Source organism: Marinifilum sp. RC60d5, from assembly GCF_052400665.1.
GTDB lineage: Bacteria > Bacteroidota > Bacteroidia > Bacteroidales > Marinifilaceae > JBQTGK01.
Map to the genome: position 1 here is coordinate 38359 of NZ_JBQTGK010000002.1, position 23717 is coordinate 62075.

Here is a 23717-nt window from a genome sequence, read left to right on the forward strand (position 1 = left end):
GTTCTTCTTAATAGTTTTTCAAATATTAATGAGCTTTTAATTCTTAATCCATTTCTATAATTAGTATTTTTCGAACTAAATATTATCCATAATGTCAGAACTTAATATATACCGAGCTTCAGCAGGTTCGGGCAAAACCTATACTTTAACGGGTGAGTTTTTGAAACTGGTTTTCGAAGATCCATCTAATTACAAAAGCATTCTTGCAGTAACCTTTACCAATAAGGCTACTGATGAAATGAAATCCAGAATTATAAAAGAAATACATGTGATTTTTTCAGGGAAAAATTCTCCTTATGCTAAAGATTTATGTGTAGCTAATAATTTAAGTATTGCTGAATTACAAAATAGGGCTGGTGAAATTTTAAATCGTTTACTTCACGATTATTCGCGGTTTTCGGTGACAACAATTGATAGTTTTTTTCAGAAAATTGTTCGTTCGTTTACACGGGAAATTGGTTTGCAAATGGGTTATAATATTGAGTTGGATCAAGGCAGAGTTTTAAATGAGGTTGCCGATTTGCTTTTGCAGGATGTTGATGATGATAAACAGTTGAGAGCATGGTTGACTTCCTTTGCAGAATCGAAAATAAGAGAAGGAAAAACCTGGAATTTTAAACAGGATATTCTGGTTTTGGGAAGTGAAGTTTTTAAGGAAGATTTTCAGAACTTTTCAGGAAAACTAATTGAAAAATTATCTGATAAAGGTTTTTTGAATGAATACCGAAAAATTTTAAAAGAAATTAAAGATGATTTCGAAGCTTATTTTACACGAATAGGAGAGAAAGCCAAAGAGCTTATAGAGAATCATGCATTGGATGTTTCTGATTTTTCCTATGGTAAATCGGGTGTGGCAGGATACATAACAAACCTGGGTAAAGGTGGAAAGTTTGAGCCTGGAGCAAGAGCCAAATCAGCTGTTGATACTCCTAAAAAGTGGTATGCCGGAAAAGCATCTCCAGAAATAAAAAAAGCTGTTGAAGCTGCGTGTTCAGCGGGATTAAATGAGTTATTAAAAGATGCAATAAAATATTATGAAGAGCAGGGGATGCTCTACAAATCAACAGATAAAACCTTGAGTTATATTTATACTCTGGGAATTTTAACCGATTTGTCAAAAAAAATCAGAGCGTACTCAGAAAGTGAAAATATTTTTCTGTTATCGGATGCCAGCAGACTGCTGAGAAATATAATTGGAGAGAATGATTCTCCATTTATTTACGAAAAAATTGGTAATGTTTACAAGCATTTCATGATTGACGAATTTCAGGATACCTCATCAATGCAATGGGATAATTTTAGACCTTTGCTTGGAAATTCACTGGCTGAAAATCAACATTCACTGGTAGTTGGAGATGTAAAGCAATCGATTTATCGCTGGCGAAACGGGGATTGGAAATTATTGTCGGAGCAGTTGGATATTGATTTTGAAAGTTACGGTGTAAATGGCATGAGTCTAAATTACAATTGGCGAAGTGCGAAAAATGTAATTGACTTTAACAATGCCGTATTTTCTCTGGGAGCAACTATTTTGCAGAATGATTATAATGCCTCTATTCCAGATGAAATATCAGAAGCATTGCAGGAAGAGCAGGGGAAAATTTTAAATGCTTATAAAGATGTGTATCAGCATTACCCAGACAAAAAAGAGGGTGTTGGAGGGTATGTAAAAGCTCATTTTATAGAAAAAGATTCAGAACGAGATTGGATCGAACCTGTTTTGGAAGATCTACCTTTGAAAATAGAGGAGTTACAGGCTAATGGATATAAGGCCAGAGATATTGCTATTTTGGTTAGAAATGGGAAAGAAGGTGGCTTAGTTGCAGATGCACTTATGGCTTACCGAGCCAGTGAAAAAGCAATGAAAAATGTTAATTATGATGTGATTTCCAATGATTCATTGTATCTGAAAAATTCATCGGTCATAAATTTTCTAGTCCATCTTCTTCATTATCTGGTTTATCCTGAGGATAAGGTTAATATTGGTTTTTTGCGTCAGGAGTTTTGTTTGTACGTGGAGGAAAGTACCGATTTAGCAGCTGATGATATTTATAGTGTTAGTGATGAGGCGAAATCAGTTTTTCCAAGTGAATTTACTGATCATATTCCGGAGCTAAAAAGACAGCCTTTGTATGATTTAACTGAACGATTAATACAAATGTTTAATTTGAATAAAAATCCTCACGATTATCCTTTTTTAGAGGCTTTTCAGGATTTTGTTTTAGGCTTTACCAAAAGTGATTCCCCAGATTTAAACTCATTTGTTTTGCATTGGCAAGAGAGAAAAGATAAGGAAGTAATTTCGGTGTCCGACGAGCAGGATGCAATTAGAATTATGACTGTTCATAAATCGAAAGGTCTGGAATTTAAAGCTTTAATTTTACCTTTTTGCAATTGGGATTTAGACAATACACGACATACCAATATTCTTTGGTGTCAGCCTAAAGTAGAGGGCTTTGATGTTTTAGATGTATTACCGGTTAGGTATGGAAGTACTTTAAAGGATACCATTTATTACGAGGAATATTTTACTGAGAAACTTCAATCGTATATCGATAATTTAAATTTATTGTATGTGGCACAGACTCGTGCCGAAGAGGTTTTTATCAGTTATTCTCCATTAACGAATAATAAAGAATTGAAAACGGTTGCCGATTTATTGCATTTTTCTTTTCAAAAATCCAGCGAGTTTTCTTCCGATTTCTTTGGTGATAAAATAATTTCTTTATCTGAAAACTGGAACGAGGAAGGAAAGTTTTTTGAATTGGGAAAAATAGTAAATAAGAATGCAAGTATTCCTGCAGAAGCAAAACATAAAATGCTGGAATATCCTGCTTCGCTTTTGGATGACAGGTTAAAATTGCGATCGCATTCTGCTGATTATTTTGATTTTTCGGAAGCAGAATCTGTGGAGACATTTTCGCCTGTGAGCAGAGGAAATATTCTGCATCAGTTGTTCCAACTTATTGAGTATGCCGACGATTTAGATAAGGCAGTTACCGCTTTGCAGTTCGAGGGGAAATTAGATTCCAATCAAGCAAACGAGGTAAAAGAATTTGCAAACGAACTTTTAGATAATCCGAAAGTTAAAATGTGGTTTTCGAAAGAATGGACTGTTGTGAATGAGAGAGATATCTTAAAGGGAAATGGTGATATTTACCGTCCCGACAGGGTGATTTATAAAGGAAAAGAAGCAATAGTTATTGATTATAAATTTGGAAAAAAGAAAGAGAAAACTCACCAGAAACAGGTGTCTACGTATAAAAATCTGATTAAAGAATTGGGTTTTAATTCGGTTAAAGGCTATGTTCTTTACGGAAAACTTTCAGAAATAGTAGAGGTCTGAAAATTTAATTAGTTTGCCAGTATTTATTTTTACATCTTGTTCAATAATCAATAAAACAATTAATTTATGAGACTTACTATTTTGCTGATTTCAATATTATTGCTTTTTAACTCTTGCGATTTTATTGCATCTGGAATAAAAACTTTTAGTACTGTTAAGCAAGAAGTACAAAAGAAAAAGATACAGGAGGAAGATCAAAAAATAAATGAATCCTTAAAGCTTAAAGATGGTGAGAAAAAATATTATTATGCGAATGGTAATATTAAGTCAATTGTAAATTATCGTAAGGGTAAAAAGATTGGGATAAGTCAGACTTATTATAAATCAGGAGAAAAGCAGTATGATATTCCGTATCAGGATGGAATGAAACATGGAAAAGTAATTTGGTATTATAAAAGTGGTAAAATTTATCGAGAGACCCAGTACAAGAAAGGAAAGAAGAATGGTTATCAGCGAAAATACTGGGAGTCGGGTAAGTTAAAATCAGAAATGATGTATTTCGATAATTTATTATCTACCGGATTAAAAGAGGTGTCGAACACAGGAAAAGTAAAGAAGATGCCAGTTATTAAAGTAGAAAAGATCAACCGTTTAAAGGAGACAGGAGAATATTGGTTGAAAATGAAACTAAGTAATGGAAGATCGAAAGTACAGTTTTATTTAGGGGATTTAATTGATGGTAAATATTTTCCGGCTGATGGACGTGGATTTATGGCAATAGATACTAAAAATGGAGTTGCTGTTTATAAAATAAGAATTGGTAAAGGAGAGCAATTAATTGGCGATTTTAAACTTGTGGCAATTGAAACTACAGCTTATCAAAATAAAAGATTATTGCACAAAAATATTCCTTTAAACATTAGAAATGCTAACTAAAAATATGATTATTATTTAGTATATAAAGCTCCCTAAACAGGAGCTTTTTTTATGACTTTTAAAATTTTTACAAGTACTAATTTTTAATTTCTGGAAAACAGTTTTTTATTCTGAAATAAAAAGGATCAATCTGATTTACTAAAAATATTATTTTAAATAATGCGTGTAATTCCTTATATTTAAGATAGATATATACTAGTACATATTCATTAAAACACTAAGCAATGACAACAAGAACGATTGTTAGCATGCCAGGCGATGGTATTGGTCGCGTTGTAGTTGAAGAAACCCAAAGAGTTTTATTGGCTGCCGGGTTTAAAGCCAATTATGTAGAAGCTGATATTGGCTGGGAGTTTTGGTGCAAGGAAGGAAATCCTCTTCCCGAACGAACTATTAAGTTATTAGAAAAACATAAAATTGCTTTGTTTGGAGCAATCACGTCAAAGCCTAAAGATGATGCAAGTAAGGAGCTTGCAGCCGATTTACAAAATAAAGGGCTTGTTTATTCCAGTCCGATTGTGGGTTTACGTCAGTATTTTAATTTAGATATTTGTATTCGTCCTTGTAAAAGTTATCAGGGCAACCCCCTAAATTTTATACGGCGTGGTAGAAATACGACCATAGAAGAACCCTTGGTTGATGTTGTGATTTTTAGACAGAATACCGAAGGCTTGTATGGTGGTGTGGAGTGGTCTAATCCTGATAATGTGGTATATGCTGCATTAACCAGTCATCCAAAATTTGTAAAGAATTTTGGAATGGTTCCGCGTGAGGAGTTATCTGTGTCGACCCGAATTTTCTCTAAAAATGCAACAAGCAGAATTTTATATGCAGCCTTCGATTATGCCCGACAATACAATTACAAGTCGGTTACCGTTTGCGAGAAACCCAACGTAATCAGAGAAACTTCGGGCATGATGTTTAAATTGGCTCAGGAAATTCAAAAAAAAGAGTATCCCGAAATTGATTTGTGGAATACTAATATTGATGCTCAAATGATGTGGCTTACTAAAAATCCTGAAAATTATGGGGTAATTGTTGCCGGTAATATGTTTGGTGATATTGTATCCGATGGTTTTGCTGGCCTGATAGGAGGTTTGGGTTTTGCATGTAGTGCGCAGATGTCGAACGATGGACTTGCCGTTTTTGAACCTACACATGGTTCTGCTCCCAAATATGCCAATTATCCGGTTTCCATTGTTAATCCCATAGCAATGATAGAGTCGGCCTGTATGATGCTCGATTATCTTAAGGAAAAAGAAATTGCCATAAAAATAAGAAAGGCTGTTGCTCAGGTGATTATGGAGGGTAAAGTGCAAACTTATGATATGATGAAAATGCCGGGAAACCCGAATGTAATTAATCAAGGTGCTGCTTCTACAGCGCAAATGGCCGATGCAATTATAGAAAAATTAGCATAAACTAATCAACTGGTATTAGATTTAAATTGATCTTATGAGAGAAACAGTAAAAGAATTGTGGCCCGAATTAGATTGGATTAAGGATAAGAATCTGAGAGAGAAAACAACAGGGGTGTGGGAACTGGCACTTAAAAAAAGCGTGCTTTCTGCAGGCGATTTAAAGCTTATCCCTTTTACTTTATTATGTGATCCCGAATTAAAAGTTAGCTTTATGGATCATAAAAAATGTGTTGTTCATATTGCCAGAGAGAGTGGTCTAAAAATGAATGCTTTTTTTAGCGATCAACTGCCTGTTAATATGGATGTTTTAATTTCGGGAGCCATATTATGCGATGTTGGAAAATTACTGGAATATGTTTTCGATGAGAATGGAAAAGTTGTTCAGGGAGCTTATGGCAAATATCTTCGGCATCCGTTTTCCGGGGTTTCATTGGCCGAGCAATGCGGGTTACCGCCAGAAGTTTGTCATATTATTGCGAGTCATGCTGGTGAAGGGGATTTGGTAAAGCGCAGTACCGAAGCATATATTGTTCATCATGCCGATTTTATGACATTTCTGCCATTTAAAGATCGCTTGCAAATATAATAGTTTTGTAGGAGTAAGTTTTGGGCAAGCTATTTTTGTAGTATCGCAGCAAGACTACTAATATAATCAGGAGCTTTATCTTTATCGAGCCATTTTAATTCATATTGAAATAAATCATTCATTATTGCGTTTACATTAAAACCGAAAGCAACCAGATTGTACCTTATTTTTTCAGGCATCGGACAATTTTTACCTGAAGCAAGAGCGCAGGGTGAACATATTTCACAACTATTTGCAGCAATCATTATGTTGTTTTCAGATTCGATGTCGTGCAAATAGGATTGTAGTTCTTCTTTTATAAAATTATAGGCTTTTAAACCGCGATTTTTAGCTTCGATAAAATTAAACTGATCGGTACGCGTATAAAATAAGTGTAGATTAATTTGTGAAAAATTTTTTGCATACTCAGTAAAAGGGGGACAATTAGGTGGACAAGTCCATTTTTTATTAAAATTTGAACATCCTTCTTTGCACAGGGAATTAAATTTATCAGGCTGTAAATAGGTTAATATCTCATTTGTAGGAATCTGTAACTGCTTGTGTTCGATTGTTATGTTCTTATGAAAATAAGTTTTAATCAGATGTTTATTTACAGTTTTGAGCATTGTAATTTTATGTAGTTTAGTACAAAAGTAATTTTTTTCATACTTTACTAATAAGTTGTATGACATATTGATAATGGATTGTAATGTGTCTAATTGTATTTTTGTATCTTCGTAACTTGAATATTATCCAAAAATCTATCTATGCTCTCATTTGATGCGATCGTTGTATTAATCGTATTGGTATTTATTTTAATCTCATTCTACAAAGAATGGATCGGACCTGCATTTACATTTCTCATTGGAGTAGTCGTTTTGGGGATATGTGGAATTTTAACTCCATCTGAGATTTTAAGTGGATTTGCCAATGATCAGGTTGTTGTCATTTTAATGTTATTGCTTATTGGCGATATCATTAGAGATTTAGGAATTGTAGAAACCCTGTTCGACCGAGTCTTTCAGAACGCACGAGGATATCGGCAATTTATGGCTCGAATGATGTTGCTGGTCGGAGGTTTTTCTGCGTTTTTAAACAATACCCCATTGGTAGCAGTAATGATGCCTTACGTTCACAATTGGAGCAAACGTAATAATATATCCCCTTCTAAAATGCTTATCCCATTGTCGTATGCGGCAATTTTAGGAGGATGTATCACATTAATCGGAACTTCAACAAACCTTATTGTTAATGGTATGGTTAAGGATCAGGAAATTATTCCGGCATTAGATTCTTTGAGTATGTTTAGTTTTGCTTATGTTGGAATTCCGATGATGTTTATTGGATCGGCCTATTTACTTATTGTTAGCAAAAAATGGCTGCCAGAAAAAAGCGATGTTTTAGGAGAATTTTCGGAAAACGCCAGAAAATATATTGTCGAAGCTCACGTAAAACCAAATTCCGATTTAATTGGAAAGACCATTGAAGAAGCCGATTTAAGAAACTTAAAAGGCTTGTACCTGTTTCAGATTAACAGAGGGGGAGTTAAAGAAGCTGCAGTTTCTCACGATTTTAGATTGGAGAAAGGGGATCGTTTACTTTTTGCGGGTGATACCGAAACAATAGCCGATTTGGTGCTTCCAAATTCAGGATTAACATTGCCAACCGTTGGTATGTTAACACACAAAAAACATTTAGAGGTAGTAGAAATTGTTATTTCGCACAATTCAACATTAATTAGCAAAACAGTAAAAGAGGCCAATTTTAGAGGACAGTTCGATGCCGCAGTAATTGGAATACATCGAAATGGAGGTCGTGTGAGCGGTAAAATTGGAGAAGTAAAATTGCGGGCTGGCGATGTTCTGTTACTATTAGGAGGTGATGATTTTGTAGAACGAACTCGCCGAATACAGGATTTTTATTTTATCTCAAGAGTAAAAGAATTTAAAAAACAGGAAGGATATAAAATTGGATTATTATTAGGAGGAACAGTGCTGGCAGTTATTTTATCGGCACTTAATATTGTTCCATTATTTATGACATTAATTGTAATGATTATTGTTGTGCTGGCTTTAAAAATATCGAATCCTAAAGATATTGCTACCATGATAGATTTTAATTTGGCCCTAATAATTTCACTTTCCCTCGCATTTGGAACAGCAATGATAAAATCAGGATTGGCAGAAATTATCGCCGATTTGTTGATTTCAGTCTTTTTACCACTTGGTCGAGTTGGAGTTTTATTTGGAATTTATCTGATTACCTCAGTTTTGGCAGCTTATATTACCAATAAAGCAGCAGTAGCCATTGTATTTCCTATTTCATTAACCATGGCTTTAAGTTTACATTTAAATCCGGAACCATTTGTATTAATTGTAGCCTTTGCAGCAGCAGCTAATTTTATGACTCCTATTGGATATCAAACCAACTTAATGGTATACGGACCAGGAGGATATTCATTTAAAGATTTCTTTAAAATAGGATTCCCATTAACAATTATTTATATGATTGTTACAGTTTTAATACTGTCAGTTATTTATTTTTATTAGTCGATATTATTACTTTCTACTTAAGTAGATTAGAAAACTTATACATGAATTTTAGTAAAAGAAAAGAACTCCTTTTTACAGCAATTTTAGCATCGCTGAAAGCAGGCAAAAAGATTTTAGACGTTTATCATTCTGATGATTTCGAAGTGCAATTAAAATCGGATGATAGTCCGCTAACGATTGCCGATCAGCGGGCACACAAGGCAATTGTATCACTTATTGATAACTTAGGGATTCCCGTTTTGAGCGAAGAGGGAGTTCATGCCAATTACGAAGAGCGAAAATTATGGAAGCAGTGTTGGATTGTTGATCCCCTTGATGGAACCAAAGAATTTATAAAAAGAAACGATGAATTTACCGTAAACATTGCATTAATTGATGAAGGAAAACCTGTTGCAGGAGTAATATATGTTCCAGTTTATCGTCAGTTGTATTTTGCAGATAAGGATTTAGGTGCTTTTCGTACCGATGATATTGAAGATTGGAAGCAGAATTTTGATGATCTGGTAAAATTTTCCAATAAAATGCCCTTCGATAAGAAAAGAGAAGGCCTGATTGTTGTAGGTTCCCGTTCTCATATGAATGTTGACACTCAGAGTTTTATCGAAAATTTAAAAAAGGATAATTCTCGGGTAGAAATGATTTCGAAAGGAAGTTCCTTAAAGTTGTGTATGGTAGCTGAAAATGAGGCTAATATCTATCCGCGCTTTGCTCCAACTATGGAATGGGATATTGCCGCAGGACATGCTATTGTAGCTGCTTCGGGAGGAAAGGTTTTGCACATTAATTCGAATTTAGAACTTAGCTATAATAAAAAGGATTTGTTAAACCCGTTTTTTATATGTAAACGATAAGTAGCCAAAACAGAATCAACACAAATACTATGAAAAGATTTATAACCTGCTTTATTATCTGTACACTTTCTATACAGATGATGGCTCAGACAAAAAAAGTACCGCTTAATCATTCTGATTATGATGGATGGAAGAATTTGATAAATCAGCAAGTTTCTAACAACGGGAAATGGATTTGTTACGAAGTTAATCCGCAAAAAGGCGATGGTTTTTTATATCTATACGAAGTAGCAAGCGATAAAAAAGATTCTATTGCCAGAGGATATGATGCTAAATTTTCTCCTGATGCTGATGTGTTAAGTTTTAAAATTAAAGCGCAATACGATACCCTTCGTCAGGCTAAACTCGATAAAGTTGATAAAAAGGATCTGCCAAAAGATTCATTGGCAATTTGGAACTTGTCGAATGGGGAGTTGACTAAATTCTCAAATCTTAAATCGTTTCAAATGCCAAAAGAAAAAGGCGATTGGATGGCTTTTTTACTGGATATGCCAAAGGAAATTGCGGATACTTTACAAAAAGATTCGACTGAATTGCCACTAAAAAAGAAAGATAAGAAAAGAAAGAATAAGAAGAAAGACAAGTTGGAAAAAGGTGAACTGCTGATTAAAAATTATAAATCGGGAAAAGAGTTCAGATATATGAATGTTAGCGATTATGCTTTATCCAGAAATGGGAATGCAGTAAGTTTTATTCAATCGAAGGGCGATAGTATCCAAATCGCTTCTGTTCATAAATTTGTGGGCAAATCAGAGGAAGCAAAATTAATTTTTGAAAAAGAAGGAAGCGCCAAAAAAACTACAATTTCGCCCAATGGAGAGAAGTTAAGTTTTATTTTTTCTGCAGATACATTAAAAAACAAATGCTACAATCTTTTTTATGCAGATTCTAAAACTGAAGCAAAAATTATTGTAGATACATTAAATCGCGAAATTCAGGACAATTGGACAGTGAGCGAGAACGGAAAAATTTACTTTTCCCGTAACGGAAATAAAATGTTTTTTGGGGTTGCACCTAAGCCAATAAATGAATCTAAGGATAGTTTGCTGGATGAGGAAAGATATAGTGTAGATATTTGGAATTGGAAAGATCCTTTACTGCAACCACAACAAAAATTACAAGCTAAAAAAGAGAAAAAACGAACTTACTTAGCAGTCTATCATACTCAGGATGATAAGGTAGTTCAGTTGGGGCAAAAAGAAATGCCGAATCTTAAATTATATGATAATGGCAATTCAAATTTGGCTTTGGGAAGTTCAGAATTACCATATCAGATATTGACTTCCTGGGACGATTGGTATTCCGATTATTATTTAGTAAATCAGGAAACGGGAAAAAGAGAGCTGATTTTAAAAAAGAAAAATTCTGATGTGAGTATTTCTCCCGATCAGAAGTATATGATTTGGTTCGAGACTCAGGATAGTATTTGGTATTCTTATCAAATAGAATCGAAAAAGAAAATAGCTTTGAATAAAAAAGTTAAAGCTGCATTTTACGACGAAAAACATGATACTCCAAGCGATCCATCGCCCTACGGATTGGTTGGCTGGACCAAAGGAGATAAAAAAGTGATTGTTCAGGATCGATATGATCTTTGGATGCTCGATCCCAGCGGGAAAACCGGAGCTATTAATTTAACCAATGGATATGGAAGACGAAATAAAATTCGATTCGACTATGTAAAATTCGATGAAGAAGATTTATTTGTTGATATCACCAAACCTATTTTGTTAAGTGCATTTCATGAATACAATAAGAAATCAGGCTTTTTTAGGTTGGAAAATGAGGAAGATCCAACAGAATTTGTTTTTAAGGATGTAAGTTACCGAAGTCTTAAAAAAGCAAAAAATGCTGATCGTTTAATTTGGAAACGATCTACTTTTAAGGAATATCCTAATTTATGGACCAGTAACATAAGTTTAACATCACAAAAACAAGTGTCGGATGCTAATCCTCAGCAGAGTAAATATTTATGGGGAGATGTTGAGCTGGTAGACTGGACATCCGGTGATGGTGAACAATTACAGGGATTACTTTATAAGCCTGAAAATTTTGATCCAAATAAGAAGTATCCTATGTTGGTTTATTTTTACGAAAGAACATCGGATCGTATGCATAGTCATCATGTTCCACGACCTAATTGGTCTATCATAAATCCTTCTTATTGCGTTAGTAACGGATATCTTGTGTTTATGCCAGATATTACTTATCCAAAAGTTGGATATCCGGGCGAATCGGCTTATAGTGCAGTTGTTACAGGTACACTAGCTATGATGGATAGGTATAAATTTATTGATAAGGAAAATATTGCATTGCAAGGTCAAAGTTGGGGCGGATACCAAATTGCATATCTGGTTACAAGAACCGATTTATTTAAGTGTGCTATGGCAGGAGCACCGGTAAGTAATATGACTTCGGCTTATGGTGGAATGCGTTGGGGAAGTGGTATGAGTCGTATGTTTCAGTACGAAAGAACACAGAGTAGAATTGGAGGTACTTTATGGAACAGTACTTTGCAGTACATTGAGAATTCTCCGATCTTTTTTGCTCCTAAAATAAAAACTCCATTGTTAATTATGCATAATGATAATGATGGTGCTGTACCCTGGTATCAGGGAATAGAATTATTTGTTGCCATGCGACGATTGCAAAAACCATGTTGGATGCTTTCCTATAATAACGAAGCCCATAACCTAAAAAAGCGTCCCAACAGAATGGACTTATCAGTTAGAACTATGCAGTTTTTCGATTATTATTTAAAAGGAAAACCTGCACCTATTTGGATGATCGAAGGAATTCCAGCAATTAAAAAAGGAAAAACAGATGCCTACGAATTTTCTAAATAACTAAGTTTATAAAATGAAAAATGCGCCTGATAAAGAGCGCATTTTTTATGGATAAATATGAGTATATCTCAAAGAAGAACGCCTTCATTTCCGATAAATGAAGGCGTTAAAATTAGTCTTAATTGTTAGTTAAGTGCTTTGTTGTTTGTTGTTGTGTTTTGTGTTAGCTAAAATAGCCAGATAATATTTAGTGTTGTTGTTGTTTTCAGTATTATTTGATAGTAAAGTAAATGCTTTTCCAATATATTTCATACATATTTGTAGAAAATAAGTAAAAATTACCGATATTGTAGGTGTTAGGAGTAAAATCAGCTAAAGCTTTATGCAAACGTTATAAATAGGAGTAAAAATTTCTTTTATGGAAAACCTAGATCAAACCGATAAAACCATTTTGCGAATACTTCAGAATGATTCGAAAAAGACAGCAAAAGAAATTGCTGGCATGTTAAATATTACAGTATCGCCGGTATATGAAAGAATTAGAAGGCTTGAAAATCAGGGATTTATAAAGAAATATGTTGCTATTCTCGATAAAAAAAGAATTGAAAGAAGCGTAACAGCAATCTGTCAGGTTTCAATGAGATATCACGACGAGGCATTTATTGATGAGTTTGAAACACAAATACAAAATTTAAAAGAAGTTCAGGAGTGCTATCACATGGCTGGCCAGGTCGATTTTATTCTAAAAATTCATGTTCGAAGTCTGGAAGAATATCATGAATTTGTTCGTTATAAATTGTCTAAAATTAAGAATATTGGTGTTTTAAACAGCACATTTGTTATTAAAGAAATTAAACATACCTCTGAATATTATATATAAAAATACGTAAAAGAAATACAGATTTGAATATCTTAAAAAATTTTGTAACTTACTTTTAACTAATGAGGTATGAAATTGTAAGTTGATAAGATATAAAGATATGACAAAACAATATCATCATAACTGCTTAGATAAATCAGATAAGAATGTTCTAAACTACAAGAAGAAAATTGAAGTTCTGGAAAAGGAATTGGAACAACTTCGGAAAGAGAAAAAACGATATGCTCAAGATTTCCATAATGCCCATTCTGTAAGTAATTACGAATTGCTTTTTAAGTATACTGGGCTTGGTGTTATTTGCCGAAATCAAATGGGTAAAATTATTTATGCCAACGCTGCTGCCTCAAATATATTAGGGGTATCTAATAGTAGACTTCTAAATATAGAGAGTTTTGAACCTGCCGTAAAAAATATTTATAAGGATGGTACCTCGATGACAGGAAGTATGCATCCAGCTAAAAAAGTGTTCAAAAGCGGTAAAGAAATTGCTAATGAGCTTATGGGGGTTTATAACTATGTAAGTCAGTGTTATGTATGGATAAACCTAACTGCAATTCCTTTAATTGATCATTTGGGACAAGTTGAAATGGTTTATACTGTTTTCGAGGATATCAGCGATAGAATTAAAATGGATGAGTTATTGGCTGATAATATGGCCAGATCTAAAGCTTTGTTAAGAACTATTCCTGATTGTATTATAAGAATTGATAAACATGGAAAACTTTTAGACTTTCATGGTGAGGATTTAAAATTATTTTTGGTTGATAAGGCAGTTATAGGAAAGAATGTTAAATTATTATTTAAACCTGATTTTTATCAGTTTTTTACTGATAAGCAAGATCAGTTGAAAAGTAACAAAGAGTTATTTGTTTTTGAGTATCAAAATATCTGGCCTAATAGTAAAAAGCTATTTTTCGAGATTAGAATGAGCTGGAATGAGAATGGTGAAATTACAGCAATTATAAGAGATGTTACCGCTACTAAAAAGTCAGAACAAAAAATAGAGGAAGCAAAAAGACAACATTCCACATTAATGGGGAATTTGAATGGGATAGTATATCGATGCTTGGCCGATAAAAATTGGACCATGCTTTTTCTTAGTGATGGAGTTTATAATTTAACTGGTTATAAAGCTGATGAACTACTTAATAACTCTTTTATATCATTTGGAGATTTGATATATCCTGAAGACAGAAAAAATGTTGAGGAAGTTATAAATAAGGCAATGCTTGCCAACGAGAGATTTAGTGTTGAGTATAGGGTTTTAACAAAAAAAGGCAAGCTAAAATGGGTTTATGAACAAGGTCTTACTATAAAAGATACATCTAATAAAATTTTGTTTATTGAAGGATATATTAGTGACATTACAGATCGGAAACAAGCTCAGGAAGATATAGAATCCCGCGAAGCTAAGTATCGATTATTGTTTAATTCTTTAAATCAGGCAGTTTTTGTACACCCTTGGAAAGAATCGGTATTTCAAACTTTTGTTGAGGTTAATGATATGGCCATTCATCGTTATGGATACACCAGACAGGAGTTTCTAAACTTATCTCCTTCTAATTTAATCAAGCAGGGTGAGTTAAGTGGAGCCGAATTAGAGAGAATAAGAAGATCGCTTAAAAATTTTGGTCAGGTTCGTTTTGAAACCAGGCACTTAACTAAGTCTGGAGAAATATTTCCTGTTGTACTCTATGCCAGTATAATAGAATTAAATGGAGAGAAATTTATTCAGTCAATTGTGCGGGATGTAAGTGAACAAAAGAAAGCTGCCGCAAAGTTGAAGCATAGATCGCAAATTGAAAAACTGATTAGTAGTGTTTCTAAGGAATTAATAAGTTCTGACATTAATAAGTTCGATAAAGTAATTGATAGAGCTTTGCAGAGTATTTCAGAAATTCTTTATGCAGATAGGAGCTATATTTTTCTTTTAGACAATTATAATTCGAATGCAGTTAACTCTCACGAATGGTGTAGAGAAAATGTGCCAAATGTCTTAGGAGAGCAAAAAGAAATTCCTAAAGGCTTATTGCATTGGTGGATTCGTAAATTCGAAAATCATGAGCAAATATATATATCATCTATAGCTGATCTGCCTAAAGAGGCTCTTCTTGCTTTTGGAATAAACAAACAGGAGAAGTCAGGATTGTATTTGCCAATTTTTTATCAAGAACAATTACTTGGTTTTATCGGGTTTGAAGTATTGCAGTCTAATGCAGGTTTGAATAAAACCGATTTTTATCTTCTTTATACTTTTGCTGATTTGTTAGCTGGAGTATTTTATCGTAGAAACTTCGAAGAGCAATTAATAATTGCAAAGGAAAAGGCAGAAGAAAGTGATCGGTTAAAATCTGCATTTTTAGCTTCAATGTCGCATGAGTTAAGAACACCATTAAATGCAATTATTGGCTTTAGTGGTTTGGTAGAAAAGGATATAAATAATGAAAATTACCAGAAATGGAATAAAATTATTAATTCAAGTGGAAAACATCTGCTTAATATTATTGAATCAATTTTTGATGTGTCCTTGTTGCAGGCAAAAGAAGCCAGATTAGAGGAGGTTGAATTTTCATTATCTGAATTCTATTCAACCCTTCAGCAATATTTAAAATCTCAGCTTAAAAAGCATAATAAAACAAATCTTGCTGCTAAGATGTTTAGCTTTTCAAATTCTGAAGTTTTTATTAAAGCTGATAAAACTAAGTTGCTGCAGCTACTTACGAATTTTCTTAATAATGCAATTAAGTACACTGAGCAGGGAGATATTGAGTATACTTACCGGGTTATGGGAAATGATGTTTTGTTTAGTGTATCCGATACGGGAATCGGGATAAAAGATGAACATAGGCGTGTAATTTTTGATGTTTTTCGACAAATTGAAGATTCTATGGGTTCTATTCAATCGGGGGTAGGTTTAGGTTTAGCGATTTGTAAAGAAATTTCTGATTTAATGAATGGAGAAATTTGGTTAGAATCGGAAGAGGGAAAAGGATCAACGTTCTATTTTAAGTTATTTGATGTCGTTGTTAACAAGCATGAACAGCCTAGGGAATCAAAAGTAAAGCCACCCAGTTTAAGTGGAAAAACTATTTTGGTGGTTGAGGATGTAGAATTCAATTATTTATTAATAAATGAGATGCTGAGTTCAACTTCGGCCAAGGTTCTTTGGGCAAAAAATGGGAAAGAGGGCGTTCGTTTGGTTAATTCTGAATCGTCAATCGAATTAATATTAATGGATATAAAAATGCCTTTAATGGATGGTTATGAGGCATCTCGCAGAATATCAAATACAAAACCTAATATTCCTATTATTGCACAAACAGCCTATGCTCTTAGTAATGATAAGAAAGATATAATTGAAGCCGGTTTTATTGATTATATTCCGAAACCTATTAATGAAGCTTTGTTGTATGAATTGCTTAGGCGTTATTTATCCCCAAAAATGGTCTAATGTACTTTAATACAGGATGAAAAAATGCTGAAAATTTATTGGTAATAAAAGTTTGAATATCAGTTTGTGAATGATTGATAAAGTCAATTTTTTTGTTCAGTTTTGTGATGAATATAAAAATACAAAACATGAAAAATCTAATCGTACTTAGCTTACTGATATTGCAATTTTGTCTTACTTCTTGTAATTATTGTTCTCGTAAATCAAATTCGGAAGCAGAATCCGGACTTGAACTTATGTCTAAAAAAATAAGTGCTTATCAACCTGTTTTGTTAAGTAATACTTTATCCGAAAAGGTAGATGAACAATCGGGAATAGTTTGGTATGATAAGCTTTTTTGGGTGAATAATGATAGCGGTTGTGAGCCCGAATTATATGCCTATAATAAATCCGGAAAGCTTCAAAGAACAGTACACATTAAGAATATAAACAATGCAGATTGGGAAGATTTAACCGACGATTCAGAATATTTTTATATCGGAGAATTTGGAAATAATTACGGTCGTAGAAAAGATTTAAGAGTGTTGCGTGTTGCAAAATCACAATTAACAGAAGAGCAAAACATAGAACTTACTGCCGATGTTTTAACTTTCGAATGGGCCGATCAGCATAATTTTGAGAAGCGTAAGCACAATCATGATTTTGATTGTGAGGCTTTTTTTTCCTACGGTGATTCCTTGTATTTATTTTCGAAAAATTGGGCCAATTATAAAACCCGAATGTATGTGATGCCAAAAACAAAAGGGCACCATAAGCTAAGTCCTAAAACCGAGTTTAATACAGGATTTATGGTAACTGGAGCCGATATTTCCTCAGATGGTAAACAGGTATCATTAATAGGTTATAAAGATTTTAAAACCTACATGTATTTGTTAACAGATTATAAGGGAACTGAGTTTTTTAGTGGAAATAAAACATGGGTAGATATGAGCCCTTTAGGAGGAGCGCAAACCGAAGGGATTGTTTATGGAGAAAACGACTCTCTTTTTATTTGTACAGAAAAAACAAATCAGCCACAAAGTATTTATAGAGTAGAGTGGGAACAATGGAAAAATTAATTTTACAGAATTCAATTTTATTATTGCATTCTAAAATACCTGTCGCAAGCCGGATAATCTATCTCATTGTTTAAGCTCATAAGGTAAGAGATAATGGTTTCTGTATCAGTTTGATTCTGTCGGTCTCTATTCTCAGGGAAATAATCATCATGCACAGCTGGTATATAATCGTTTAAGCCAACTTTTAAAATTGTTTGGTCGGCGAGAGCTTGTCCTTGCAGATCTTTAATGATAATGTTTTTATCTTGCTGATTTAAAGTAACTCCTGAGTAGTAAAAGCCAGATCCGCTCTCTTTTAGAAAATTTTTTATTTCTAGTACACTCATTTCATAAATAACTGTTCCGTTGTTAAATGGCGATATTTCATATACTTCTTTTTTGGTAATATCGCCTTCGTTTAAGCTTGATCTTATTCCACCAGTATTTTGAAAACAAATATCAACTTGCAGTTGAGAGCGCAAAGCATCGGTATAGAAACAACCAACCTGATTTTTTTGATGATACTTGTTTGAATAACCAATAACATCTGAGAGGTAAGATTGATTGTTGTAGGTCTCAATAATAGACTTCATGTCAGAGTCTGACTGATTGTATTTGTTAAGGTCTATTAATTCAAATTGTATGTTTTCTATTTTTTTATTGATTACCGAGAGTTCAATTTTTCCCAGATAGTTTAAATAACTTCCCGATTGGAAAATAGGAATACCATTGACAGTTCGGTTAACTTTTGCATGAGAATGTCCACCAATTATCAGGTCAAAATAAGGAAATTTACTTGCCAATTGATTGTCTCCCAAAATATTGTTGTTTCCATCATCGCCTAAATGACTTAGGCAAATATACAGATCCGAATTTTCCTCCTTTTTTATGTTCGAATATAGAGATACAACATTTTCAGGACGATAGAATGATAGATTTTCCACCCTCCATGGATGAGTGGAAGGAATTGTGGCATTCTTTTTACCATTGGTCTCCACAAGTCCTAAAAATGTAAGTTTAATATTGTCTTTTATAATGCTTACATATTCATTTGGTTCTGGTAATTCACTAGTGTCGGTGTCAACATTCGCACACACCCATTTAAATTCCGATTGTTCCATTCTGTCTTTCAGAAAATCAGTACCATAATCAAATTCGTGGTTACCAAAAACCGCAACATCAAAACCAATTTTATTCATTAAATCTATTATAGGATATCCTTTCTGGGGATGATTATCTACAACAGGATTACCTGAAAATAAATCACCTGCACTAACAAGAATCACATTGCTCTGTTCTTTTTCCTGATCGACAATATATTTAATTTTTGAGAAATTTTCAATCTTACCATGAACATCATTAACGCAAAATATAGTTATCTGTTTTTTGGTATTGTCAATTGAGGAAATATTCTTTGTGTTGCTATCCGAACATGAAGTAAATAAAAGTAAGACAACAAATATATAAAGGATTTTATTTTTCATAAGTTATTAGGCTAATTACGATAGTTAAAAATATTAAAAATATAGTAGAAAAATGTGTTTGCTTTTAATTATCGTAGTAGATATGAGATTTCGCTCTATTTAATGATTGTAGAATGTTGACTGTAAAATAATCTTGCGCTTTGATTTTGAAATCCTTAAAAAGCGTGTGATTTTGCAAGCCAGTTTACTAAACAGCCAAAATTTAGGGTTTTAATTGGTTAAGAAGAACGTTTTGAAAGACAAGTACAAAGAATTATTCGATAAAGGAACAGATTTACCTCTAGTTGAGGATTTCTATACCATACAAGGGGAAGGGTACCACACGGGTAAGCCTGCTTACTTCATAAGAATTGGTGGCTGTGATATCGGTTGCCGGTGGTGCGATAGTAAGATTTCATGGAATCCGGCAGAGCATCGTTTAATTTCGGTGGAAGAGGTTGTTCGAAAAGCAGTTGAGTCACCAGCAAAAGCTGTTGTTGTAACGGGAGGGGAACCTTCCTTATATAATTTAAAGCCTTTGTGTACGGAACTCAAAAAGCACAAGATTGAGAACTTTTTAGAGACTTCGGGCGCCTATGAAATAAGTGGTGAATGGGATTGGATTTGTTTGTCGCCAAAGCGTAATATATTGCCAGTGCCGTCGTCCTACCAAAAAGCAAATGAGTTGAAGGTGATTATTTACGATCTGGAAAAAGATTTTGAATGGGCTGAAGAGTTGGTAAAGAATGTTGGTGATGATTGTTTGTTGTATTTGCAATCGGAATGGAGTAGGTATGTTCATAATGTAAAGCCAATTGTAGAGTATGTGAAAAATAATCCGAAATGGAATATTTCATTGCAGGCACATAAATTTATACGAATTCCATAAGTTGTAAGGATATAGATAGTAAGAAGGGCATTCAAAATTTTTTGAATGCCCTTTCTTTTCCTAAACTAATAATCTAAAATTGGTAAAAACTAATACAATTAAAATGATACTCCTAAAACAAGGAATAAATTTTCAGCCATTGGGTTAGCAATTACTGATGCTGATAGGGGTAGTGAAAATTTTTCTGTGATACTTATTTCTTTTGAGGCTGTAAATCCCATATTTACAAATCCTGCTGTTTCGCCGTAAAATCCAGATTCACCTTTTTCTTCGTCGGCATCAATTGGTGTAAAACCTGCAAATACATCAATGCCAATTTCTTTATAGGTAAAACTGTGTCCAAGTTCAATATATAATGAATATTGCTGATCGCCGTTGGCATCTTGATCAGCTCCCCAAAAGTTCATTGCTGCCATTATGCTTATAGGAAATCCTTCGCTTCCGTTAAAGGCAAGTGTTCCTTCTAGTATATGGCCTGTTGATGCTTTTTTAAAGTCAAAATAGCTATTATTCATAGCAATTTCATCCGTTGGAAAAAAGTAATCGGTAACAGTAGCGGTAAATAAATCGTCTGCAAATGTGTAGGACATATAAAGATCAGCCTCGGCACCATCTGCGCTGCCATTTTGTGAGTATGAACCCCATGCGCCAATTGCAAATCCACCTTTGCTATATTCTACTCCTGGCTGAATTACAGGACCGGTTGAAAATTGTGTTCCTCTCCATACATACCTGCTCATTAAATCAGCTCCGAATGTTAATTCGCCTTCCTGGGCTTTTGCATTTCCTATAAATAGGATTATTCCGAAAATTAAGGTGATAATTTTTTTAGCTTTCAACATAGTAATACATTTTAGGATTAATAAATAATAGTAATAGTTATATCTAAAAATTGTGGTTTTTGTTTTTTTAGTTAAAAGTAACACCTACCCCTTTTTTCGAGGGGCAGGTGCTAGCATGAATCAACTAATTTTTATTTCATCCCTAATCATTATGGGGTTGCCTTGTCAAAAGTATAAAAATATTTTAATGAGACATCATTTTCAAGGGGGTTTATTTAAATAAAATGTATTTTTTTAAGTGCAAAGGTTTTAATTTAAGGGGGTATGTTGAAAAGTAATGCTTTTTTGTAAAAGGGAGGTGTGGATTAAAAGGGGTTTAAACTAGAATGAAGATATTTTTATTTATTTCTCTAATCAGATTTATTTAAAAGTAAGTTGTTATCTATTTTTGCTTAGGTATTTTGTATTGAATATAAATTAATTAAAAATATAGAGAATCTGTTTTTAATCTTTGAAAAATTATAGACATTCGTGTAGGTGAAATTAAAATCAATAAATTAAAACTATGAGCGAAAGTATAAAAGGTACACAGACAGAGAAGAATCTTTTGAAATCATTTGCAGGAGAATCTCAGGCTAGAAGCAGATATACCTATTTTGCAAAACAAGCTAAGAAAGAAGGTTACGAGCAAATTTCAGCTATTTTTATGGAAACGGCAGAGCAGGAAATGCAGCATGCTAAAAGATTTTTTAAATTTTTAGAAGGTGGTGAAGTTGAAATTACTGCTGCTTTTCCTGCAGGTGTAATTGGAACAACAGCAGAAAATTTAAAAGCTGCAGCTGCAGGTGAGAACGAAGAATATACCGATTTGTACCCTGAATTTGCAAGAGTTGCGGAAGAAGAAGGTTTTAAGAAAATTGCAACAGCATATAAGTTAATCTCTAAGGTTGAAAAAATGCATGAGCAAAGATATTTGAAACTTCTTGCAAATCTTGAGGCTGAAAAAGTTTTTGAATCAGAAGAAAAGGAAGAATGGTATTGTCGTAATTGCGGATATGTTCATGAAGGAACTAAATCTCCTAAAATGTGTCCTGCTTGCGAACATCCACAAGCTTATTTCGAAAAGAAAGCAACAAATTATTAATTGTTAAAATAAAAAAGCTTCCATTAGGAAGCTTTTTTATTTTAGTCCTTAAGTAAGTCGGGACGAAGTTTTTTTGTTCGTAAATAGGCTTGTTCCTCTTGCCATTTTTCAATTTTTTTATGATCTCCCGACAATAAAATATCTGGAACTCTCCAGCCTCGAAATTCTGCAGGTCTGGTATAAATTGGTGGCGATAAAAGATTATCCTGAAAAGAATCGGTTAGTGCCGACGTTTCATCGCTCATCGCTCCTGGTATTAAGCGAACTACACTGTCGGTTATAATAGCAGCAGCTAATTCACCTCCTGTAAGCACAAAATCTCCTATGGATATTTCTTTACTGATAAAGTGATCTCTAATTCTTTGGTCGATACCTTTATAGTGTCCACAGAGAATCATAATGTTTTCTTTTAAGGATAAGTTGTTAGCTGTTTTTTGATTGTACTGATCACCATCGGGTGTTGTGAAAATAATTTCATCATATTTTCTCTGTTCGCTTAGGTGTTCAATACATTTTACCACAGGCTCAAGACGCATCACCATTCCAGCACCTCCACTAAAAGCATAATCATCAACTTTATTGTGCTTATCTTCCGAAAAATCACGAATGTTATGAATGTGTATTTCAACTACGCCTTTGTCTTTGGCTCTCTGGATTATAGAATGATTTAAAGGACTTTTCAGTAATTCGGGTACAACAGTTAGTATATCGATTCTCATTTTTTTTAAATTTTCTGTAAAAGTATATAACCCATGCTTGTGTTGCAAGGAAATAAAAAATCTCATTAAAAATAGATATTTAATGACATATAGTCATGGTGTAGGTGTATTTTGCAGTCAGTATGGCATTAAATATTTTATTTTACTGTCGAAAATAGTTTAAAATTCAAACGGCACAGACATTGATTAATGATTTCTGAAAATAATTAAAAAAATATCGGAATCCGGAACCGAATAAATAAAGTAAAAGGAGATTTAAGTTATGACAGTTTTAAGATATTCAAGACCTGGTGATTTTTTTACAAATCAATTAATGAATCAATTATTTAGAGAAACAAAGGATAGTTTTAAAAATGCAGCTGAGAGAGAGTCTGGTTTTCATCCGGCAACAAATATTATTGAGGAAGAAAACTATTATCTTATCGAGATGGCTATTCCTGGATTATCTAAAAAAGAGATTAGTATAAACGTTGAAGATGGATTCTTAAAAATTTCAGGAGAGAAAAAAGAACAGCAGACCGATACCAAATTCTTACGTAAAGAATTTGGTATTAAAAAAGTAGAACGCAATTTTAAATTAGCTGATGCTGTAAATAAAAATAATATTTCGGCCGAAGTTAAAGATGGAATATTAAATGTTGTACTTCCAAAAGTTGAAAAAGTAGAGCCAGAGGTTCAGAACATAGAGGTAAAATAGTTTATTGAATACTATATATATTGTTATGAAATAAGTAAAATTTAATGCAAATAATAAGTATTAGTGTAATTAATTAGTTTGTTTTAGTTAAGAGGTTCGCATATCTGTGTGAACCTCTTTGTTTTTAAGTAATAAAAAACTTGAAAAACTTTGAGGATTAGCACATAATTAGTTAAATTCGTAAGAAAGTGTAAAAAGAATTCCTTTAAGGTTGTATTGTTAACGCGGGACTTCGTTCTTTCGAAATCCTAATCTAAC

17 protein-coding genes are annotated in these 23717 nt (G+C 33.3%); 13 read left to right on the forward strand and 4 right to left on the reverse strand.

Annotated elements, in window-relative coordinates; genetic code table 11:
• Nucleotides 1-91: 91 nt before the first annotated feature.
• The 4 genes from ACT3CE_RS04465 (at nt 92) to ACT3CE_RS04480 (ending at nt 6229) form a co-directional block, all read left to right on the forward strand.
• Nucleotides 92-3346: a UvrD-helicase domain-containing protein gene (locus ACT3CE_RS04465; protein WP_444708558.1), complete on the forward strand. Its 3255-nt coding sequence runs from the start codon at nt 92-94 to the stop codon at nt 3344-3346.
• 66 nt (nt 3347-3412) lie between these two features.
• A complete protein-coding gene (locus ACT3CE_RS04470) occupies nt 3413-4222 on the forward strand; it encodes a toxin-antitoxin system YwqK family antitoxin (protein ID WP_444708559.1) in 810 nt (269 codons plus the stop codon).
• A gap of 224 nt (nt 4223-4446) precedes the next feature.
• Nucleotides 4447-5643, forward strand: coding sequence for an isocitrate/isopropylmalate dehydrogenase family protein (locus ACT3CE_RS04475; protein WP_444708560.1), 1197 nt, complete (start codon nt 4447-4449; stop codon nt 5641-5643).
• A gap of 34 nt (nt 5644-5677) precedes the next feature.
• Complete coding sequence (locus tag ACT3CE_RS04480; RefSeq protein ID WP_444708561.1) at nt 5678-6229, forward strand: HDIG domain-containing metalloprotein; 552 nt, start codon at nt 5678-5680, stop codon at nt 6227-6229.
• A 29-nt stretch (nt 6230-6258) separates the two neighbouring features.
• On the opposite strand, the gene ACT3CE_RS04485 is transcribed toward ACT3CE_RS04480, so the two are convergent.
• Complete coding sequence (locus tag ACT3CE_RS04485) at nt 6259-6834, reverse strand: DUF2284 domain-containing protein (RefSeq protein WP_444708562.1); 576 nt, start codon at nt 6832-6834, stop codon at nt 6259-6261.
• 141 nt (nt 6835-6975) lie between these two features.
• Between ACT3CE_RS04485 and ACT3CE_RS04490 the strand changes: the two genes are divergently transcribed.
• From ACT3CE_RS04490 to ACT3CE_RS04515, 6 genes are all read left to right on the forward strand, one after another.
• Nucleotides 6976-8757: an SLC13 family permease gene (locus tag ACT3CE_RS04490; RefSeq protein WP_444708563.1), complete on the forward strand. Its 1782-nt coding sequence runs from the start codon at nt 6976-6978 to the stop codon at nt 8755-8757.
• 44 nt (nt 8758-8801) lie between these two features.
• Nucleotides 8802-9611, forward strand: a complete 810-nt coding sequence (cysQ, locus tag ACT3CE_RS04495) for a 3'(2'),5'-bisphosphate nucleotidase CysQ (protein WP_444708564.1) — start codon at nt 8802-8804, stop codon at nt 9609-9611.
• A gap of 29 nt (nt 9612-9640) precedes the next feature.
• Entirely contained in the window at nt 9641-12457 is a 2817-nt protein-coding gene (locus tag ACT3CE_RS04500) for an alpha/beta hydrolase family protein (RefSeq protein ID WP_444708565.1), read from the forward strand.
• A gap of 358 nt (nt 12458-12815) precedes the next feature.
• On the forward strand, nt 12816-13277 hold the full coding sequence (locus ACT3CE_RS04505) for an Lrp/AsnC family transcriptional regulator (protein ID WP_444708566.1): 462 nt from the start codon (nt 12816-12818) through the stop codon (nt 13275-13277).
• Between the two features lie 100 nt (nt 13278-13377).
• The gene (locus tag ACT3CE_RS04510) at nt 13378-16728 is read left to right on the forward strand and encodes a PAS domain S-box protein (RefSeq protein WP_444708567.1); all 3351 of its coding nucleotides are present in this window, start codon (nt 13378-13380) and stop codon (nt 16726-16728) included.
• Between the two features lie 128 nt (nt 16729-16856).
• Nucleotides 16857-17786, forward strand: coding sequence for a hypothetical protein (locus tag ACT3CE_RS04515; RefSeq protein WP_444708568.1), 930 nt, complete (start codon nt 16857-16859; stop codon nt 17784-17786).
• 20 nt (nt 17787-17806) lie between these two features.
• On the opposite strand, the gene ACT3CE_RS04520 is transcribed toward ACT3CE_RS04515, so the two are convergent.
• A complete protein-coding gene (locus ACT3CE_RS04520) occupies nt 17807-19249 on the reverse strand; it encodes a bifunctional metallophosphatase/5'-nucleotidase (RefSeq protein WP_444708569.1) in 1443 nt (480 codons plus the stop codon).
• 232 nt (nt 19250-19481) lie between these two features.
• On the opposite strand from ACT3CE_RS04520, the gene ACT3CE_RS04525 reads away from it, so the two are divergent.
• Complete coding sequence (locus ACT3CE_RS04525) at nt 19482-20117, forward strand: 7-carboxy-7-deazaguanine synthase QueE (RefSeq protein WP_444708570.1); 636 nt, start codon at nt 19482-19484, stop codon at nt 20115-20117.
• Nucleotides 20118-20215: 98 nt separating this feature from the next.
• On the opposite strand, the gene ACT3CE_RS04530 is transcribed toward ACT3CE_RS04525, so the two are convergent.
• Nucleotides 20216-20959: a hypothetical protein gene (locus ACT3CE_RS04530; RefSeq protein ID WP_444708571.1), complete on the reverse strand. Its 744-nt coding sequence runs from the start codon at nt 20957-20959 to the stop codon at nt 20216-20218.
• Between the two features lie 505 nt (nt 20960-21464).
• Here ACT3CE_RS04530 and rbr point away from each other — a divergent pair.
• Nucleotides 21465-22043, forward strand: a complete 579-nt coding sequence (gene rbr, locus ACT3CE_RS04535; RefSeq protein ID WP_444708572.1) for a rubrerythrin — start codon at nt 21465-21467, stop codon at nt 22041-22043.
• A gap of 41 nt (nt 22044-22084) precedes the next feature.
• Here the strand turns inward: rbr and trmD are convergent, their stop codons facing one another.
• Entirely contained in the window at nt 22085-22762 is a 678-nt protein-coding gene (trmD, locus tag ACT3CE_RS04540) for a tRNA (guanosine(37)-N1)-methyltransferase TrmD (protein WP_444708573.1), read from the reverse strand.
• Between the two features lie 262 nt (nt 22763-23024).
• On the opposite strand from trmD, the gene ACT3CE_RS04545 reads away from it, so the two are divergent.
• Complete coding sequence (locus ACT3CE_RS04545; RefSeq protein WP_444708574.1) at nt 23025-23459, forward strand: Hsp20/alpha crystallin family protein; 435 nt, start codon at nt 23025-23027, stop codon at nt 23457-23459.
• The last annotated feature ends 258 nt before the right edge of the window (nt 23460-23717 follow it).

Excerpts from the sequence above, each read along its gene's own strand:
- ACT3CE_RS04480 (WP_444708561.1), top strand. The coding sequence starts at position 5,678 with ATGAGAGAAACAGTAAAAGAATTGTGGCCCGAATTAGATTGGATTAAG.
- ACT3CE_RS04515 (WP_444708568.1), top strand. The coding sequence starts at position 16,857 with ATGAAAAATCTAATCGTACTTAGCTTACTGATATTGCAATTTTGTCTT.
- ACT3CE_RS04470 (WP_444708559.1), top strand. The coding sequence starts at position 3,413 with ATGAGACTTACTATTTTGCTGATTTCAATATTATTGCTTTTTAACTCT.
- ACT3CE_RS04520 (WP_444708569.1), bottom strand. The coding sequence starts at position 19,249 with ATGAAAAATAAAATCCTTTATATATTTGTTGTCTTACTTTTATTTACT.
- ACT3CE_RS04465 (WP_444708558.1), top strand. The coding sequence starts at position 92 with ATGTCAGAACTTAATATATACCGAGCTTCAGCAGGTTCGGGCAAAACC.
- rbr (WP_444708572.1), top strand. The coding sequence starts at position 21,465 with ATGAGCGAAAGTATAAAAGGTACACAGACAGAGAAGAATCTTTTGAAA.
- cysQ (WP_444708564.1), top strand. The coding sequence starts at position 8,802 with ATGAATTTTAGTAAAAGAAAAGAACTCCTTTTTACAGCAATTTTAGCA.
- ACT3CE_RS04505 (WP_444708566.1), top strand. The coding sequence starts at position 12,816 with ATGGAAAACCTAGATCAAACCGATAAAACCATTTTGCGAATACTTCAG.
- ACT3CE_RS04545 (WP_444708574.1), top strand. The coding sequence starts at position 23,025 with ATGACAGTTTTAAGATATTCAAGACCTGGTGATTTTTTTACAAATCAA.
- ACT3CE_RS04475 (WP_444708560.1), top strand. The coding sequence starts at position 4,447 with ATGACAACAAGAACGATTGTTAGCATGCCAGGCGATGGTATTGGTCGC.
- trmD (WP_444708573.1), bottom strand. The coding sequence starts at position 22,762 with ATGAGAATCGATATACTAACTGTTGTACCCGAATTACTGAAAAGTCCT.
- ACT3CE_RS04510 (WP_444708567.1), top strand. The coding sequence starts at position 13,378 with ATGACAAAACAATATCATCATAACTGCTTAGATAAATCAGATAAGAAT.
- ACT3CE_RS04530 (WP_444708571.1), bottom strand. The coding sequence starts at position 20,959 with ATGTTGAAAGCTAAAAAAATTATCACCTTAATTTTCGGAATAATCCTA.
- ACT3CE_RS04490 (WP_444708563.1), top strand. The coding sequence starts at position 6,976 with ATGCTCTCATTTGATGCGATCGTTGTATTAATCGTATTGGTATTTATT.
- ACT3CE_RS04485 (WP_444708562.1), bottom strand. The coding sequence starts at position 6,834 with ATGCTCAAAACTGTAAATAAACATCTGATTAAAACTTATTTTCATAAG.
- ACT3CE_RS04500 (WP_444708565.1), top strand. The coding sequence starts at position 9,641 with ATGAAAAGATTTATAACCTGCTTTATTATCTGTACACTTTCTATACAG.